We start from the raw sequence: 17,788 nt of genomic DNA on the forward strand, positions 1-17,788 counted from the left end.
TAAAAAAATCGTGCCAGAGGCAGCGCAGCGCGGCGATATTGCATAAACTTTAAAAACTTTACCAACTTACGGTTTCTTTAAGCTCGTTAGTGCGTTATTACTCACCGCACTTATTGTTACACGTCATCCATCAGTCCTTTTCTGCATGGGTTGGCCGAGGTCGCTTGGTCGGTTTTGTGTAAACACGGTGTGTATGACGTGGTTTTTTTGGAATGGATACTCGGGTGGCATTTATGACGCAATACTTCTCTTCACTTCGCAGCCTGGCTGCAGGTTCTGCACTCTTAATCCTTTTGGCACCGACCGTACAGGCGGCGGAGCAACCAACGGCCCCACCGAGCGTGGATGCGCGAGCCTGGATCCTGATGGATTACGCCAGCGGTAAGGTACTGGCGGAAGGTAATGCTGATGAGAAACTGGATCCTGCCAGTCTGACCAAAATCATGACCAGCTATGTAGTCGGTCAGGCGCTGAAGGCTGGGAAAATTAACCTCAACGATATGGTCACTGTGGGTAAAGACGCCTGGGCGACCGGTAATCCGGCGCTGCGCGGTTCTTCGGTCATGTTCCTCAAACCCGGCGATCAGGTTGCGGTGTCCGATCTAAACAAAGGCGTTATCATTCAGTCTGGTAACGATGCCTGTATCGCACTGGCTGATTATGTTGCCGGCAGTCAGGAATCGTTCATCGGTCTGATGAACGGCTACGCGAAAAAACTGGGGCTGACCAACACCACTTTCCAGACGGTGCATGGCCTGGATGCGGCAGGACAATTCAGTACCGCACGTGATATGGCGCTGCTCGGGAAGGCGTTAATCCACGATGTACCGGAAGAATATGCTATCCACAAAGAGAAAGAATTCACCTTTAATAAAATCCGCCAGCCGAACCGTAACCGTCTGTTGTGGAGCACCAACCTGAATGTGGACGGTATGAAAACGGGTACTACGGCCGGGGCGGGGTACAACCTGGTCGCTTCCGCGACTCAAGGCGATATGCGCCTGATCTCCGTGGTGTTGGGGGCGAAAACTGACCGCATCCGATTTAATGAGTCAGAAAAGCTGCTGACCTGGGGTTTCCGCTTCTTTGAAACCGTCACGCCGATTAAGCCGGATGCCACTTTCGTGACTCAGCGCGTCTGGTTTGGTGACAAGAGCGAAGTGAATTTGGGCGCAGGGGAAGGTGGTTCAGTGACCATCCCGCGTGGTCAGCTCAAAAACCTGAAGGCCAGCTTTACCCTGACCGAACCCCAGTTAACTGCGCCGCTGAAGAAAGGCCAGGTTGTGGGGACTATCGACTTCCAGTTGAACGGGAAATCTATCGAGCAGCGCCCGTTGATGGTGATGGAAGATGTGCAAGAGGGCGGTTTCTTTAGCCGTATGTGGGATTTTGTGATGATGAAATTCCACCAGTGGTTTGGCGGCTGGTTCTCTTAATCACACCGATTGCCGGATGACGCTATCGCCATCCGGCATTATCTTTTAATACATCAGCTTTATACGTTGCGCTTTAGCGTACTCAACAAAGTCATCATCAGGGCGGCTGTCGCTGATGATGGTATCGAAACGTTTTACCTCACCCATCCTCGCCGGACGCACCTTACCAAACTTACTGTGATCGACCACCAGAACGTGATGCTGCGCCATCGACATCGCCCAATGTTTCACCGGCAGCTCTTCCAGGTTAAAACAGGTCGCGCCTTTCTCAATGTGAACGCCCGCAGCGGAATAAAAAGCGATATCCGGACACAGGTTATTTAGCGTTTCCTGGAAATCAAGCGGTTTAAAAATGGCATTGCTGGCATGGAATTCGCCACCACACAGAATGACGCGGCACTGCGGCTTTTCCTGCAGCACCAGAAATGTATTTAGCGAGTAGCAGATTGCGGTAAAAGGCAATTCATTGTCGATAGCTTCAATGATCCACGGCGTGGTGGTACCACAGTCGAAAAAGAGGGTCTGGTGCGCCTGCACGAGGCTTGCGGCCAACTGAGCGGCGCGGCGTTTTTCATCAACCAGCCGGGATTTTTGATCGCTGATTAAATAGTGATTTGCGCTGCGGGGTTCCAGAACAATATAGCCCCCGAGTAGTACGACGGGAGCGTCGTTATTATTCAGATCGCGACGAATGGTCATCTCAGATACGCCCAGCAGCGTCGCGGCTTCTTTTAGATGTAGTTTATCGCTGCGTTTCAGCGCCTGCAGTAATTGACCAATACGCTCGTCGCGTCGAGTTTCCATAGTTCCCCTGGAGAGTAGAATAAGTGCTCAGTGCCGCGCTTAATACTACTCTTTTTACCGTGGGTTAGTCACGCACCCAGCCTTTACGGATAGGTAACGCGAAACAGATGCGATAGCAATTCTGCAAGCCGAGGTACAGGGTTTCGCCAAACCGTTGCCAGATCATCTGGGCGCTCAGGCAACCGATCAGTCCGGCAAGTAAGCCTCCCAGCATATCCAGCGGCCAGTGTACGCCAAGGTAAACTCGCGACCAGGCAATCGCCACGGCAACGACCATCAGTAGAGCGCCCGTCCACAGGCGATGCCAGAACAGGAAAGCCAGTGCAAAAGTAAAGATAACCGTACCATGATCGCTCGGGAAAGAGTCATCTGCCGCATGATGCAGGAAGTTGTAACCGATGTGGTTTACAAACGGGCGATCGTGAGGGAACAGATGTCCCATCAGCCAGGAAATAGTCAGGCCGACCGCCAGCGCAATCGCCATTTTTATGACCAACTGACGCTGGAGGGTAACCTGGGCGCGAGGCCCCCAAAGCCAGAGCACAACGGCTAACAGCGGTACGATGTTAATCAGATCTTTGGCAATGAAAATGGCAAGCGATATCATCCATTGTGCAGAGTCCGGCGTGGCATTGATGAGATAAAAAAGTGAGTTGTTCAGATTTTCCAGCATAACGTCCAGACTCAGCGTAATGGTTAAAAAGGCCCATGGGAGCGAGAGCATAAAATTGCTTTCACGGGATAAAAAGCGGTCTTGTCTTATTTGTCTGCTAAATGACTATTTTTGAGACAATTAATGAGACTTATTGAGCATGATAGCGACCACAACTTAAATTAACCTTAAAGCAAAATCTTCTTGAGCAAATGAATGTAAAAATGTGCGCATTTTGCTTTCAAAACACATAATTCACTATCACCAGTACGGCGCATTTATTACACTTTGCGCGATTTTTCTATAGCTAAGAGACTGCATGCAGAACCGTTTATCTTCAGGCGCCCGTTTGGGGCGTCAGGCATTACTTTTCCCTCTCTGTCTGGTGCTTTACGAATTCTCTACTTATATCGGCAACGATATGATCCAGCCTGGAATGTTGGCGGTGGTGGAGCAATACAATGCAGGATTAGATTGGGTACCCACATCCATGACCGCCTATCTGGCTGGCGGCATGTTTTTACAGTGGCTGTTAGGACCGCTATCGGATCGTGTTGGGCGTCGTCCGGTGATGCTAACCGGCGTGCTCTGGTTCATTGTGACCTGCCTTGCGACCCTGCTTGCGCAGAATATTGAACAGTTTACTTTCCTGCGTTTTTTACAAGGGATAAGCCTGTGCTTCATTGGCGCAGTGGGCTACGCCGCCATACAGGAGTCGTTTGAAGAAGCGGTCTGCATAAAAATTACCGCGCTGATGGCAAACGTGGCGCTAATTGCACCGCTGCTGGGACCATTAGTTGGCGCAGCCTGGGTGCATGTTCTGCCGTGGGAAGGCATGTTTATCTTGTTTGCAGCTCTTGCGGCCATCTCCTTTTTTGGTTTGCAACGTGCGATGCCGGAAACAGCAACCCGGATGGGCGAAAAGCTGTCCATTAAAGAGCTGGGTAAAGATTATAAACTGGTGCTCAGAAACGTACGTTTTGTTGCAGGTGCGCTGGCACTGGGTTTTGTCAGTCTGCCGTTATTGGCCTGGATTGCGCAATCCCCAATTATTATCATTAGCGGTGAACACCTCAGCAGTTACGAATATGGTCTGTTGCAGGTGCCGATTTTTGGTGCGCTGATTGCCGGTAACCTGGTGCTGGCTCGTTTGACCTCGCGAAAAACGGTGCGTTCGCTGATTATTATGGGTGGCTGGCCAATCGCTGTCGGGCTGATTATTGCCGCTGCGGCCACGGTGGTGTCATCCCATGCATATCTTTGGATGACGGCGGGTTTGAGCATCTATGCGTTTGGTATTGGCGTGGCGAATGCGGGGCTGGTCCGTCTGACGTTGTTTGCCAGTGAAATGAGTAAAGGAACAGTTTCTGCCGCCATGGGCATGCTGCAGATGCTGATTTTTACCGTCGGTATTGAACTAAGTAAACACGCTTATCTGTTGGGAGGCAACGGCTTGTTCAGCCTGTTCAATCTGGCAAGCGGCGTGCTATGGCTGATTCTGATGGTTATCTTCCTGAAAGATAAATGGGTAGGGGATTCCCGGGAAGGCTAAAGCCCGGTTGTCCGGGCCTGGCAGAAACTTAGTGGTGATCGTCAATCTGATGTTCGATAACCATACCTTCACCGACGCTGGCAACATGTCGCGCATAAGGATGTGCGCGATAAACAGGCACCGGGGCAGGTGGCGGGGCGACATACACCGTTTGTGGCGTGGTAGCCACGCTGACCGCCTGCGGCACGCTGACGGAAGAGGGCACGACCACCACTTTATAACCGCTTGGTACATCAACGGTAACGCTTTGCGCGAATGCTGTTCCCGCAAAACCCAGCAACAATGTTGCTAACAGTACACTTTTTTTCATAATCCGCTCGCCTGAAATATTCACTGGAAGTAATAATCCAGCGGGTTAACTTGAGGCGGATTATGAATAGATCATGCCATCATTTTGTTGCCGTCTGTGCTGAGGTGTTAATGCGTAAATGGTGCTTCATTGTTTAACACGCGGTCGATAATATCCAGGACGCCCTCTTCGTTGTTCGATCCCGCGCGATATTTCGCCGCCTGGATAACCGGTTCATGGGCGTTCGCCATTGCAAAACTAAACCCTGCCTGGCGCAGCATCTCGATATCATTTCCGCCATCGCCAAACACGACAACCTCATCGTCGGTAATATTCCAGCGTTGTTGCAGCAGACGCAGACCGTTTGCTTTATGCACGCCGGGAATAATTAAATCGATGCTGCCGTAGCCGGTATGTACCGGAACCATAATATCGCCAATCGCCTCATGAAGATCTGCCTGCACCTGTGGAATGCGATCGTCGGAGATATTCAGGCCAAATTTGAAGAATACATCGTTGATGTTGTCGAAGTTATCGACAAATTCAAGACGATGATAGTACATGGCGGAAACAGCCTTATGTTCATCGCTGTACTGCTTCAGCGTATAAGCGCTGCTTTTACCGCAGGCGATAATATCAATGTCCGTACGTGTCAGCAGATGTTCCACGATGGCCTGAAAATCGTCTTTTGCCAGTTCGCCGTTAAAGACATCTTCCCCTTCACTGACCACCCAACCGCCGTTTTCGGCAACAAAGGAGATTTCACTGGCCAGCTCGGGGAAAAAGGAGATGAGCTGGTAATACTGGTTGCCGCTGGCGACCACAAAGCGGATGCCTTGTTCTTTCATCTGGCGGTATTGCGCCATAAACCGTTCACGATTATAGGTTTTTTGATCGCTTAAAAATGTGCCGTCCATGTCGACCGCAATTAACTTAATAGCCATTAGCTGTTCTCCATCACAGTGGTATTTTTGAGATCGGGTTTCGCCACCGCTTTTGCGACGATGGCGGCAACAAGCACCAGCGTCAGCACCACCAACATAGCGCTGCGCAGGCCGTAGTGTTCACCAAGGTATCCCAGCAGCGGCGGTCCAACCAGGAACGCCAGATAGCCGGTGGTTGCGACAACGCTGACGCGGGTTGGCGCATCAGGGCCAGTGTCGCTGGCAGCCGAAATGGTCAGTGGGAAGCCGAGCGACGCGCCGAGCCCCCACAGAATAACGGAAACTCCGGCCACCCATGTACTGTCGACAAAAATAATCAGGCTAATCCCGAGTGCGCCCATTAGCGCACTGGCGCGTACCACCGTGACGCGGCTGTAACGGTCGATGAACCAGCCGCCGGTAAATCGGCCAACCGTCATGCCCAGCGTAAATCCGGCATAAATAAGCGAGCCTGATGTCGGGCTAAACCCGTGTCCGTCCACCATCAGCAGTGGAAGCCAGTCGTTGGCGGAACCTTCAGCAAATGCCATTGCGAGCACCACGACGCCAATCAGCAATAACTGGATATCGCGATAAAAAGGCAGTCCTTTTTCACCGGAGGGAGAACCATCAGCGGCATTTTTACCCGTGCCGTCAGGAATCGCTTTGATGGCGATAAAGATAGGAGTGATAGCTACCAGCGCCGCCAGCAGAATATGCGCGGTTGCCGGGACGCTGAAGGCGGTAAGCATCATCCCGACTCCTGCGCCCGCCAGCGTTCCCAGGCTGTAAAAACCATGCATCATCGGCAGCACGGTTTTATTCATTTCGCGTTCAACCGCCGCACCTTCGACGTTGATGGCCACTTCTGCTGCGCCAAAACTGGCGCCAAACACGGCCAGACCAAATGCGAAAAGCCAGGCGGAATGCAGCCAGAGCGCCACGCTGAGGATAGCCATTCCAATGACCGCACATGACATGGTAGTGCGGATCACTTTGCGCGTGCCAAATCGTTTCACCAGCCAGGCCGAACAAAGAATGCCACTCATCGAACCAATAGAGAGTCCAAACAGCACCGCGCCCATTTCGGCGGTAGAGATGGAGAGAATATCTCTGATGGCAGGGGTACGCGTTGCCCAGGAGGCCATTAATAATCCTGGTAAAAAGAAGAACGTGAACAGCGCCCAGGTGCGACGTCTTAAGGCTTTGCGTGATGAGATGCCAGTCATGAATTCGAGCCAAAGAAAAGAGGAAAGAAGACAACATTAGCAAGGTTGTGTACATTTGTACACAAATGCAAGAAGAGGAAATGCAGTGCGACGTGCAAACGATCCGCAGCGGCGGGAAAAAATAGTTCAGGCCACCCTTAAGGCGATAGTAATCCATGGTATTCATGGGGTTACACACCGTAAAATCGCTATGATTGCCGAGGTGCCACTGGGCTCAATGACCTATTATTTTGCGGGAATAGATGATCTGCTGTTGGAGGCATTCAGCTGTTTTACGCATACTATGTCTCAGCAGTACCAGGATTTTTTTGCCGACGTTGCTGATGCGCAGGCGGCCTGCCATGCGATTACCGATATGATTTACGGCTCCCAGGTCACAACGCCTGATAATATGGAGCTTATGTATCAGCTGTATGCTTTCGCCAGCCGTAATCCAGCGTTGAAAACGGTGATGCAGAACTGGATGCTACGCAGCCAACAAACGTTAGAGCAGTGGTTTGATCCGGTTACGGCGCGGGCGCTGGATGCGTTTATTGAAGGAATGACGCTGCATTTTGTCACGGATAAAAAACCGCTGCAGCGAGAAGATATTCTGATGATGGTGGAGCGTATTGCCGAATTGCCGCAAAGATAAAATCCTCAAAATGGTTTGTCGAGGCGGGTAACGGCCTGACGTAAAAAATCAATGACTTTTACCGCCTCTGGCGTCAACGGTCGGGCGGCTATTTTTACCGTCCCGACATCCATATAAGTAATAAAATCATCAATCGTTCTGTGCATGACGCGCAGACCATCCAGTGACCACGGGCGATACACCAGGTCGGATAAAATGGTTATCCCTCTGCCTTTTGCAACCAGACTTCTTATTGCTTCAAAAGAGTTGCTGCGAAAACTGATATTGGGCGTATAGCCACGCTGCTGCCAGTAATCGATGATTACGTCAGGGTACTTATCGGTTTCCAGTAGTAAAAATGGTAGTTTCTCGACGTCTATTAAACGGATCGATGCCTGGCTCTGTAGCGGATGCCCAATAGACGTCCACAGGCGGCGCTGTGAACGAATAAATGTTTCGATCTCCAGGTCGTTATCATGGTTGATATTTGAGGTCAGAAGCAGGCAAAAATCGACCTTTTGTTCCCGTAGCGCCTGTACCAGTTCCGGTGCAGTAGCTTCATAAAACACGATCTCCAGCAAAGGGAAACGTCGTTCAATATCGTTGAGTATATCCGGGATAAGATAGGCAGAGAGCGTTTCAGCAATGCCTATGCGCACCGTGCCGGTGAGAATTTCGCTCCTGTCATGCAGGGCACCAATAGCCGAGTGGCTACTGTTGATGATGTTGCAGGCATGTGCCAGAAAGCGCTCGCCCTCAGCGGTGAGCTTCACACCTTTGGGATAACGTACAAATAGCTGCACGTCTAATGCTTCTTCCAGGTTCCGCATGGCAATGGTCATTGATGACTGAGAAATATGACAGCGTGCAGCAGCTTTGGAAATTTGTAATGTTTCTGCAAGCGCGATGTAAAACTCAAGTTGCCTTAGCGTAAATTTCATAGTTTTAATCTATGCAGATGGATAAAAACGTTATATTAGCATTCATTCTCACGCCGCCGTAGCCTTGTGGTCATACCGTACAACTGACAATAAGGCGCAAATATGCCCTATCTTTTACTCAGTCTGGCTGCCTGTTTTTGGGGTGGGAATTATGTGATTGGTCATCTCTTGGTCGCTGAAGTTAATCCCATCGTTTTATCAGCGGCACGCTGGGTATTTACCGCGTTATTATTGATGACGCTCTATTTTCGTCAGGTCACAGAGCAATGGCCGGTGATGAAAAAATCCTTTGGTACTATCGTCTTCCTTGCGCTTTGTGGTCAGGTTCTTTTCCCCTTAACGTTGTATATCGGCTTGCAATATACAACCTCGCTTAATGCCGCGATTTATATGTCCACCACCCCGGCGCTCGTACTGTTAATCAATAAGTTCTTTTTTAAAGAGCGGATTTCTGCGCGAAATATAGCTGGTGTGATCCTGAGTACTGTTGGTGTTATATGGCTGGTGTCGCAGGGTGATATGATAAATGCGCGGGTATTTGCGCATCTGAATCAGGGCGATTTCTGGACCATGGGGTCAGCGTTAAGTTGGGCCGTCTATTGTGCTTTTTTACGCATTAAACCGCGTGAGGTAAAGGGAAACGCCTTTGTCGCAGTGAGCGCGCTGTTAGGTGCGATTGTACTTATTCCGGTACTGGCTTTGGAGTTGATACGCAATGGTATGCCGGGATGGAATAGCTATGCCAATACAGGCTTTGTGACTGGGCTGGCATATCTTGTTATTTTTCCTTCGTGGCTGTCATATCTATTATGGAACAAAGGGATTAGCGCCATTGGCGCAACGCGTGGAGAGATCTATTCACACTTGATCCCATTGAGTGGCGGATTATTTAGTGTGATGTTTTTGCACGTCACTCTGCATTCATATCATCTGGTGAGCGCGTTGGTTATTATGTGCGGTATAGCATTGTGTTCCCGTCCGAGTGCAAAAAAAGGCTCGCAGCAGCGCGTGGCGTGAAAAGCGGGTAAATTAGCTTATGGTGGCGCCCCCGGTAATATTTACCACTGTGGCGGTCATGGCGCTGGCATGGTCTGAAGCGAGAAAGGTTGTAACCTCAGCGATTTGTGCAAGCGTAGGCAGGCGCGCGAGCATGGTACTTTGCGCCGCCCCCCCTAACCATTGATCGACGGTTAAACCCATTGACTGTGCTTTAGCGGTGAAAATTTCTCCGGTATAGGAGCCAGTCGCTACAGCATCCACAATCGCATGCGACCGCACGCCGACGACACGAATGTTTATTGGTCCCGTCTCGCTGGCGAGCGCCTTAATAAAAGCCTCTGTTCCTGCACAGCCGACGATATGGCCGAGATGCCCGGGCATCGCCATCGGGGCTGCGGGCGCAACGATGGTGAGAATAACGCCTGCTCGATTGCCGCCCATGTGCGGCGTTACGGCTTTTGCGATATTGAACTGCGCCGCAAGAAAAGGGGTGATACCGCTCATAAACTCAGAGAGGGATAATGCATCGATGCGCTTGCCCTGTTCGTGCATAAATCCCGTTGCGTTAACCACCACATCTATTCCACCGGTTTGCTGTACAAGGCGGGTAACTTCCTTCGATGCGTTGTGCTCGTCGAGTACATCGGTGATAAAGGTTTCGACTGTACCACCCGCCGTTCGGATGCCACTGGCGGTCCAATCCAGCTTTTCCTGACGGCGCGCGCCCAGATACACATGGGCCCCTTCGCGCGCCATAGTATGCGCAACTGCACTACCAATAGCGCCGCTGCCACCGAAGATCACTGCGACTTTGCCTGAGAGTAACATAGCAACCCCATCACCATTTAGCACCGAGTAAAGTATGTGCCATAACGGGTATGCTGCAAATTTGAGAAAGCGTTTCCGGGGAACCTCACTCAGCGATGAAAATCAGGTTATGTCGGGGACATTGCTGCTATAGATCTTATAGCAGCAATGTCTATCAGCTCATTTTAACGTCGATAAGTGACTGTAAGTGTTTGATATTTCTTTAACATGTATATCATTATCAAAATTATCAAAAGCAAGTACATCATCCAGATGCTGGTATTTAGCTCAATTAAAAAACTACCGACACCTCCGATGACTGACGGAATAACCAGCGAGGCGGCTCCCATCAACGCAGAGGTCGCTCCCAGGTTGGTGCGCTGGCTGGACATGGTCAGGTAGGTATAGAGTGATTCGAACATCCCTCCAGCAAACATCAGGATAATAAAGAAGAATATAAAAATATTGACGTGATAACTAAGTATTATTAATGGAATACACAGTACAATAAATGAGGCGATGATTTTCAGCCACGAATTCAAAATTTGCGGCGCAGACCTTTTCTTAAGAAGTTTACCTGATAATGCAGCCCCCAGCAGTAGGAAGCCTCCAATAATTGATGAAAGCACACCAAATTGCGTTGATGAGTATCCAAACGTAACCATAAAAATAAATGGGGAGGCTGTGACATAGCAATAAATCAGCGAAAATGACAGACCAAGAGACAGACAAGGTAGATAAAATCGAGGTTGTTTGCTGATCTCTTTATACGTATTAAATGATGATTTTAATGAATAGGCAACCCTTCTCTCATGGCTGAGTGTTTCAGGGAAGTTAAAATAAACGTATATTAACGTTATAATAGCATAGCCACATATCATTAAAAAAATTGCGCGCCATCCCCATAAGTCATTAATTACCCCTCCCAGCAGGGGCGAAGCAATGGGAACGACACCTTCGATAGTGATGATGATGGCATACAGCGTCGCGGCCACTGAACCACGAGTTACATCTCGAACTGCGCTGATTGCTGTAACCAGCGTTATTGATATAGAAAGACCTTGTATGACACGGATCGCCAGAAACATAACCAGACCGGTTGAGAGCGTGAGACAATATGTTGTCACGCCATAAATAACCGCACCTGTAAGCATAATTTTTCGCCGGCCAATAGCATCAGATAATGGACCAAAAATTAGCTGTCCAAAACCAATGCATAGGGTATAAACCATAATCGACAACTGCGTGGTTGAGACATTTTTTTCAAATTCTTTTGCGATGTCGGGAATTGAAGGTAAATAAGTGTCCACTCCCAGAATTCCCATTATCGTCAACATGGCCAGGCCGACAGTAAAGTAAATTATGTTCTTTCTATGAATAACAGTTTGCAGCTTCATTACTTATCACCATGAGTAAATTAAAAGCATGAAAAAGTTCACTATTTAAATAGAGATGTTGTGGATAATTATCGTGTAGGCAATAAAACAGAGTTGAAATGAACTGTCAAACTTTTGACTCAAAAAATTGAGATATGAGTCACAGGTATATAGCCATAATTTTCGATGGTAGGGTTCCAGTTAAATTTAATTGTGTTTGATTGCCAGGCAGCACGAGGAACCATAAGTACACTGACTTCGAATACGGGCATACTGCTGGTGTTGGTGTTGGTGTTGGTGTTGGTGTTGGTGTTGGTGTTGGTGTTGGTGTTGGTGTTGGTGTTGGCGTTGGTGTTGGTGTTGGTGTACGTGATTGATTTTTTCAGTAGTAAATTTCAGACAACAAAAAACCCATCAACCTTGAACCAAAACGGCGGGGTTGATGGGCTCCACAAATTGGGGACATCAAAGAAAAGCAGTGGCAATAGTTATGACTGACGCCTTGAAGAAAAGTTCTGCTTAACTGCAAAAATTTTTCGTTTAAGGGTAAATTTCAGCGCTAACCAAGGCCGGGCCAGACAATGACGATCAGCGTCCCCGCTAATGTCAGCAGCACGTTGGCGATTGCGTAGGTCCCGGCATAACCTAATGCGGGGATATTGCTGCGTGCCGTATCGCTGATGATTTCCATTGCCGGAGCGCAGGTTCGTGCCCCCATCATGGCGCCAAACAACAGAGCGCGGTTCATACGTAATACGTAAGCACCGAACAAGAAACAGATGACAACCGGCACCAGGCTGACAACCAGACCGGCAATCAACATTTGGCCACCGACGACACCAAGGCCATTGCCAATGCCGCTGCCCGCGCTTAAACCGACACCTGCCATAAAGACCATCAGGCCAAACTCTTTCACCATGTTCAGCGCACCCTGTGGGATGTAGCCAAACGTTGGGTGGTTGGCACGCAGGAAGCCCAGCATGATCCCCGCGAACAGCAGTCCAGCCGCATTCCCGATGCCGAAGCTGAAATTACTGAACTGGAAGGTGATCATCCCGATCATCAGACCGATGATAAAGAAAGCGCAGAAGGCCAGCAGATCGGTCACCTGACTGTGAATCGAAATGAAGCCGATACGATCGGCAATGGTTTTCACGCGGCGAGCATCTCCGCTGACCTGCAATACGTCACCTTTATTGAGCACGACGTTGTCATCAATCGGCATTTCAATCTGGCTACGGATCACGCGGTTGAGGAAACAACCGTGATCGGTCAATTTCAACTGTGCCAGGCGACGACCAACGGCATTATGGTTTTTCACTACAATTTCTTCAGTGACGATGCGCATATCGAGCAGATCGCGATCGAACACCTCTTTACCGTTACGGAAGCTGGGATCGAGGCGGGCATGTGCGTCCGGATAACCCACCAGGGCTATCTCATCGCCCATTTGCAGCACTGCATCACCATCCGGATTCGCCAGGATGCCGTTGCGACGGATACGTTCAATGTAACAACCGGTCTGACGATAAATACCCAGTTCGCGCAGATTTTTACCATCGGCCCATGCCACCAGCTCCGGGCCTACGCGATAGGCGCGAATGACCGGCAGATAAACCTTACGCGTGGCGTCGGTGTCCAGACCGCGTTCGCGTGCGATTTGTTGGGCGCTGGTTTGTAGATCCTGATGCTGAAGTTTTGGCAGGTAGCGGGCGCCGACAATCAGGCTGACCAGACCAATCAAATAGGTGAGCGCATAACCGAGACTTAGGTTGTCGAGAGCGGTCGACAGTTGTGTTCCTGTCATCCCCGAGTGGCGCAAGGTGTCACCTGCGCCGACCAGCACTGGCGTTGAGGTCATTGAGCCGGCCAGCATACCTGCCGTCAGGCCGATGTCCCAGCCAAATAGCTTACCCAGCCCCAGGGCGATCAGCATTGCGCTGCCGACCATCACCAGAGCAAGCATTAGATAATTTTTCCCATCGCGAAAAAAAATCGAAAAAAAGTTGGGGCCGGCTTCGACGCCGACACAAAAAATAAACAGCATAAAGCCGAGATTTAATGCATCGGTGTTAATACTAAAGTGCTGCTGGCCTAATAATAGGGACACCACTAAAACGCCAATGGAATTACCGAGTTGGACTGAACCCAGGCGCAATTTACCCAGACATAAGCCCAGAGCCAGGACCACAAATAATAACAGGATGTAATTCCCATTTAACAAATCTGCGACGTTTATATTCACGGAGGCTAACTTCTTGTTTACTAGTAAGCTATTGAAAGAAATGGCAATTTACGCTAATGTTTTTGCCAGAAATTAAGGGGGCGACAGCGTCATACACAGCCCCGAATAATGCAGCGTAACAATATATGCGGCTAGTTTAATCTCATTACGTATCAACGGCTATAAGAATCGTGTGAGTGTGTTTTTGGCATGGAATGCCAGGTTACTTTATCTGACTGGACGCCTGTAGGCGAAAAGAGTGTTCGATAGAGAATGTGTCAGGAGGAACGATTGAAACATAAGCAAAGTTGGGCGGGTGCGGTCTGTTGCTTTGTGCTCTTTATTGTAGTGTGTCTTTCGTTAACGCTGAACGTGAAAGGGGCATTCAGAGCGGCAGGGCATCCTGAGGTCGGATTATTATTTTTCATCCTGCCTGGTGCTGCAGCAAGCTTTTTCTCCCATCGTCGGGAGGTGCTCAAACCCCTTCTTGGTGCAATGTTGGCGGCGCCGTGCTGTCTGTTACTGATGCGGTTCGTTTTTATGCCGACGCGTTCATTGTGGCAAGAGCTGGCGTGGTTGTTTAGTGCAGTGTTTTGGTGCGCGCTTGGCGCATTATGTTTTTTGTTTATCAGCAGCTTGTTCACTCAGCATCAACGACGGAAAAAGAACTAATAACGCCCTCCAGCGGAGGGCGTAGAAACAGCTATCAGGCGAACAGATTCATGTTCTCTTTTGCCCACGCTTCAAAATCCGTGCAGCCGCCGATGTGTTTTTGATCAACAAAAATCTGCGGTACGGTTTCAACTGGCTTACCTACCGTCTTTTCCAGATCGGCCTTCGTAATACCTTCGGCATGGATATCAATGTAGCGGAAGTTAAAATCGTCATGCTCATTGCTTAATTTTTCTGCTAATTCTTTTGCGCGCACGCAATATGGGCACCCCGGACGACCAAAAATAACGGCAAACATCTCTCTCTCCTCGAACTTATCAGGCCGGATGGCAATACTTGTTATGATGCCGCGATTTGTGACGGATGGAAAGCAGGTTCAGCCTGTTGCTTTGATATCCTCAAGCTATAACTGTTAAACACGACAAGGTGGAACGTTTTATAATGAAAGCCATTTCGCCGGGAGGCCGCTTATGCGCACAATTGGTGTATTACCCAAAAGCGTATTGATGCTGGAAATAATAGGGATGGTTTTGTTATCGCTGGCGCTGCTATCGCTTAACGATTACCTCTCCTTACCCGCACCGCTTAACAGCCCGTTAGCCTGTGTGGTAATGATATTTCTGGGCGTGCTGCTGATGCTTCCCGCCGCGGTGGGATTAACGTGGCGTATTGCTAAGATGCTGGCGCCGCAGCTGATGTCACAAGCCCCCGGCGATTCTTCCCGTTCAGACAGAGATAAAAGAGATGACGCCAACCATTGATTTATTACGTAGCCACCGTTCCATTCGCCATTTCACCGATGATGCTATTTCGGATGCACAGCGAGAGGCGATCATTGCCGCCGCTCAGGGGACGTCAAGCTCGAGTTTTTTGCAGTGCACGACCATCGTTCGCATCACGGACAAAGCCCTGCGCGAATCACTGGCTACCTTATCCGGCGGACAAAAACATGTGGCGCGGGCTGCGGAGTTCTGGGTGTTTTGCGCTGATTTTAATCGGCATCTGCAGATTTGTCCTGACGCGCAACTTGGGCTGGCGGAACAACTGCTGCTGGGTGTGGTTGATACTGCGATGATGGCGCAAAATGCGTTAACAGCGGCAGAATCGTTGGGACTTGGCGGTGTGTTTATTGGCGGTTTGCGTAACAATATTGAACCGGTTACCGAACTGCTGAAGCTTCCGCAACACGTTCTGCCGTTGTTTGGCTTGTGCCTGGGCTGGCCTGCGGATAACCCGGATATCAAGCCGCGTCTGCCGGCGTCGCTGGTGGTGCACGAAAACCAGTATCAGCCACTCAACAGCGAGGTTTTGTCGCAATATGATGAGCAGCTTGCGCAGTATTATCTGACTCGTGCTAGCAATGCGCGTCGCGATACCTGGAGCGATCATATTCGCCGTACCATTATCAAAGAAAGTCGCCCCTTTATCCTGGAATATTTGCATAAACAGGGATGGGCCACGCGCTAAAGATTTTAACCCAGTGTATGATATGCCAGCTTCAACCAGGTCATTCAGAGAGGTACAGGGTGAAAATTGCCATTTTGTCCCGGGACGGAACGCTCTATTCTTGTAAGCGCCTGCGCGAAGCGGCGATGCAGCGCGGTCACCTGGTAGAAATTATCGATCCCCTTTCTTGCTATATGAACATTAGCCCGGCGGCGTCCTCAATTCATTACAAGGGCCGTCAGCTTCCCCATTTCGACGCGGTGATCCCAAGGATTGGTTCGGCGATTACCTTTTATGGTACGGCGGCGTTGCGCCAGTTTGAGATGTTAGGTAGCTATCCGCTGAATGAGTCGGTAGCGATTACGCGGGCGCGCGATAAGCTGCGTTCGCTGCAGTTGCTGGCGCGTCAGGGGATTGATTTGCCCATCACCGGAATAGCTCACTCTCCGGATGATACCAGCGACATGATTGACATGGTTGGTGGTGCGCCGCTGGTGGTGAAACTCGTTGAAGGCACGCAGGGGATTGGCGTGGTCCTGGCGGAAACTCGGCAGGCCGCAGAAAGCGTAGTGGATGCTTTTCGTGGGTTGAATGCCCATATCCTGGTTCAGGAATATATCAAAGAAGCGAAAGGACGAGATATTCGCTGTTTTGTGGTGGGTGACGAGGTGGTGGCCGCCATTGAACGCCGGGCGAAAGAGGGCGATTTTCGGTCTAATCTCCATCGTGGCGGGGTCGCCACGATTGCGAATATCACGCCTCGTGAAAGAGAAATTGCGCTCAAAGCCGCGCAGACTATGGGTCTGGACGTTGCAGGCGTTGATATTCTGCGCGCTGAACGTGGGCCGCTGGTCATGGAAGTCAACGCGTCTCCTGGACTGGAAGGGGTGGAGAAAACTACCGGAATAGACATTGCCTGCAAGATGATCCAGTGGATCGAGCGTCACGCTACTCCTGAATTTTGCCTTAAAATCGGCGGCTAAGCACAATATCGATTGCTGTCGTAGTATGACACGCGCTTTTTGCGTAAGCTGTGCCGGTATTTTTTTCATCAATTGAGGTCGCACATTATTATGACATCACTGGTCGTTCCCACTCTGGATACGTTGCGTCAATGGCTCGACGACCTGGGCATGAGTTTTTTTGAATGCGATACCTGTCAGGCACTGCATTTACCGCACATGCAGAATTTTGACGGCATCTTTGATGCAAAAGTTGATTTGGTTGATAACGTCATTCTGTTTTCCGCGATGGCAGAAGTCAGACCTTCTGCTCTGCTGCCCCTGGCCGCCGATCTGTCCGCGATTAACGCCAGTTCACTAACGGTGAAAGCCTTTCTGGATATGCAGGATGATAATCTGCCAAAGCTGGTGGTTTGCCAGTCTTTATCCGTTATGCCGGGCGTGACGTTTGAGCAGTTTGAATATTTTATTCGCCAGAGCGAAGAACAAATATCGATGGTGATCCTCGAAGCTGGCGCGCATCAACTGTTATTTAACGCTGAAGAAGATGGGCAAAACAGCAGCGCTGAAGTTCATTTCCTCCATTAATTCTTCCTGCATCAGGACATATATTGCGCAGCCGCTGCCAGAGCGGTTGCGTATTGCCATTTTTTATTCTGTATTTAACCTTTCGTTAAAGAATTATTCACCTGTGTTCGACGCCTTCCGCTTTACGTCATAGACAATTCCTGCATAAAAAATTGATAAAAGACGTTTTTTAATCTGGGCTATATCCACAAATCCTGGCTAAAGTTATTCTTGCAAAGCGTATCAACCCCCTCATTCAAACAGCCCCTTGTGACCTGACCTGCGGGCGCAATGCA

At 49.8% G+C, this 17,788-nt stretch carries 20 protein-coding genes; 10 read left to right on the forward strand and 10 right to left on the reverse strand.

Translation table 11 applies throughout. The features are described 5' to 3' along the window. Positions 1-233 precede the first annotated feature (233 nt). On the forward strand, positions 234-1,436 hold the full coding sequence (dacC, locus tag On2M_RS11965; protein ID WP_151219632.1) for a serine-type D-Ala-D-Ala carboxypeptidase: 1,203 nt from the start codon (positions 234-236) through the stop codon (positions 1,434-1,436). A 45-nt stretch (positions 1,437-1,481) separates the two neighbouring features. On the opposite strand, the gene deoR is transcribed toward dacC, so the two are convergent. Both deoR and ybjG read right to left on the reverse strand, forming a co-directional pair. Next, positions 1,482-2,240, reverse strand: coding sequence for a DNA-binding transcriptional repressor DeoR (deoR, locus tag On2M_RS11970; RefSeq protein WP_151225005.1), 759 nt, complete (start codon positions 2,238-2,240; stop codon positions 1,482-1,484). 64 nt (positions 2,241-2,304) lie between these two features. After that, positions 2,305-2,913, reverse strand: coding sequence for an undecaprenyl-diphosphate phosphatase (gene ybjG, locus On2M_RS11975; protein ID WP_187253026.1), 609 nt, complete (start codon positions 2,911-2,913; stop codon positions 2,305-2,307). A gap of 298 nt (positions 2,914-3,211) precedes the next feature. On the opposite strand from ybjG, the gene On2M_RS11980 reads away from it, so the two are divergent. Beyond that, entirely contained in the window at positions 3,212-4,444 is a 1,233-nt protein-coding gene (locus tag On2M_RS11980; RefSeq protein WP_210904871.1) for an MFS transporter, read from the forward strand. Between the two features lie 28 nt (positions 4,445-4,472). Here On2M_RS11980 and On2M_RS11985 read toward each other — a convergent pair whose 3' ends face one another. The 3 genes from On2M_RS11985 to On2M_RS11995 all read right to left on the reverse strand — a co-directional run bounded on the left by On2M_RS11985 (position 4,473) and on the right by On2M_RS11995 (position 6,885). Next, the gene (locus On2M_RS11985; protein ID WP_210904872.1) at positions 4,473-4,754 is read right to left on the reverse strand and encodes a hypothetical protein; all 282 of its coding nucleotides are present in this window, start codon (positions 4,752-4,754) and stop codon (positions 4,473-4,475) included. Between the two features lie 107 nt (positions 4,755-4,861). Continuing rightward, positions 4,862-5,677 carry a Cof-type HAD-IIB family hydrolase gene (locus On2M_RS11990; RefSeq protein ID WP_151225006.1) on the reverse strand — a complete coding sequence of 272 codons (816 nt, stop codon included), beginning with the start codon at positions 5,675-5,677 and terminating at the stop codon, positions 4,862-4,864. Beyond that, on the reverse strand, positions 5,677-6,885 hold the full coding sequence (locus tag On2M_RS11995; protein WP_210904873.1) for an MFS transporter: 1,209 nt from the start codon (positions 6,883-6,885) through the stop codon (positions 5,677-5,679). The genes On2M_RS11990 and On2M_RS11995 overlap by 1 nt, the downstream gene beginning before the upstream one ends. 85 nt (positions 6,886-6,970) lie before the next feature. Between On2M_RS11995 and On2M_RS12000 the strand changes: the two genes are divergently transcribed. Then, positions 6,971-7,519 carry a TetR/AcrR family transcriptional regulator gene (locus tag On2M_RS12000; protein WP_032936378.1) on the forward strand — a complete coding sequence of 183 codons (549 nt, stop codon included), beginning with the start codon at positions 6,971-6,973 and terminating at the stop codon, positions 7,517-7,519. 5 nt (positions 7,520-7,524) lie between these two features. On the opposite strand, the gene On2M_RS12005 is transcribed toward On2M_RS12000, so the two are convergent. Next, positions 7,525-8,439: a LysR family transcriptional regulator gene (locus On2M_RS12005; protein ID WP_210904874.1), complete on the reverse strand. Its 915-nt coding sequence runs from the start codon at positions 8,437-8,439 to the stop codon at positions 7,525-7,527. 102 nt (positions 8,440-8,541) lie between these two features. On the opposite strand from On2M_RS12005, the gene On2M_RS12010 reads away from it, so the two are divergent. Further along, entirely contained in the window at positions 8,542-9,456 is a 915-nt protein-coding gene (locus tag On2M_RS12010; protein WP_003836945.1) for a DMT family transporter, read from the forward strand. Between the two features lie 12 nt (positions 9,457-9,468). Here On2M_RS12010 and On2M_RS12015 read toward each other — a convergent pair whose 3' ends face one another. Together On2M_RS12015 and On2M_RS12020 are read right to left on the reverse strand one after the other, a co-directional pair. Beyond that, complete coding sequence (locus On2M_RS12015; protein ID WP_210904875.1) at positions 9,469-10,266, reverse strand: SDR family oxidoreductase; 798 nt, start codon at positions 10,264-10,266, stop codon at positions 9,469-9,471. Positions 10,267-10,430: 164 nt separating this feature from the next. Next, positions 10,431-11,642, reverse strand: a complete 1,212-nt coding sequence (locus On2M_RS12020) for a multidrug effflux MFS transporter (protein ID WP_210904876.1) — start codon at positions 11,640-11,642, stop codon at positions 10,431-10,433. Positions 11,643-11,807: 165 nt separating this feature from the next. Here On2M_RS12020 and On2M_RS12025 point away from each other — a divergent pair, with 165 nt between their 5' ends. Next, complete coding sequence (locus On2M_RS12025; RefSeq protein ID WP_210904877.1) at positions 11,808-12,119, forward strand: hypothetical protein; 312 nt, start codon at positions 11,808-11,810, stop codon at positions 12,117-12,119. Between the two features lie 61 nt (positions 12,120-12,180). On the opposite strand, the gene On2M_RS12030 is transcribed toward On2M_RS12025, so the two are convergent. After that, a complete protein-coding gene (locus On2M_RS12030; protein ID WP_187252731.1) occupies positions 12,181-13,866 on the reverse strand; it encodes an aspartate:alanine antiporter in 1,686 nt (561 codons plus the stop codon). A 270-nt stretch (positions 13,867-14,136) separates the two neighbouring features. Here On2M_RS12030 and On2M_RS12035 point away from each other — a divergent pair, with 270 nt between their 5' ends. After that, the gene (locus tag On2M_RS12035) at positions 14,137-14,517 is read left to right on the forward strand and encodes an inner membrane protein YbjM (protein WP_151219645.1); all 381 of its coding nucleotides are present in this window, start codon (positions 14,137-14,139) and stop codon (positions 14,515-14,517) included. Positions 14,518-14,551: 34 nt separating this feature from the next. Here the strand turns inward: On2M_RS12035 and On2M_RS12040 are convergent, their stop codons facing one another. Then, on the reverse strand, positions 14,552-14,815 hold the full coding sequence (locus On2M_RS12040) for a GrxA family glutaredoxin (protein ID WP_016152408.1): 264 nt from the start codon (positions 14,813-14,815) through the stop codon (positions 14,552-14,554). Positions 14,816-14,987: 172 nt separating this feature from the next. Here On2M_RS12040 and On2M_RS12045 point away from each other — a divergent pair, with 172 nt between their 5' ends. From On2M_RS12045 to On2M_RS12060, 4 genes are all read left to right on the forward strand, one after another. Next, positions 14,988-15,278, forward strand: coding sequence for a YbjC family protein (locus On2M_RS12045; RefSeq protein WP_151219646.1), 291 nt, complete (start codon positions 14,988-14,990; stop codon positions 15,276-15,278). Next, positions 15,262-15,984 (forward strand): nitroreductase NfsA, encoded by a 723-nt coding sequence (gene nfsA, locus On2M_RS12050; RefSeq protein ID WP_151219647.1) that lies wholly within the window; start codon positions 15,262-15,264, stop codon positions 15,982-15,984. The genes On2M_RS12045 and nfsA overlap by 17 nt, the downstream gene beginning before the upstream one ends. 59 nt (positions 15,985-16,043) lie before the next feature. Next, entirely contained in the window at positions 16,044-16,946 is a 903-nt protein-coding gene (gene rimK, locus On2M_RS12055) for a 30S ribosomal protein S6--L-glutamate ligase (RefSeq protein ID WP_151219648.1), read from the forward strand. Between the two features lie 90 nt (positions 16,947-17,036). Then, positions 17,037-17,513 (forward strand): YbjN domain-containing protein, encoded by a 477-nt coding sequence (locus On2M_RS12060; protein ID WP_151219649.1) that lies wholly within the window; start codon positions 17,037-17,039, stop codon positions 17,511-17,513. Positions 17,514-17,788 lie beyond the last annotated feature (275 nt).

This window comes from Citrobacter sp. On2M (assembly GCF_018035235.1).
In the GTDB taxonomy this organism is placed as follows: domain Bacteria; phylum Pseudomonadota; class Gammaproteobacteria; order Enterobacterales; family Enterobacteriaceae; genus Citrobacter; species Citrobacter meridianamericanus.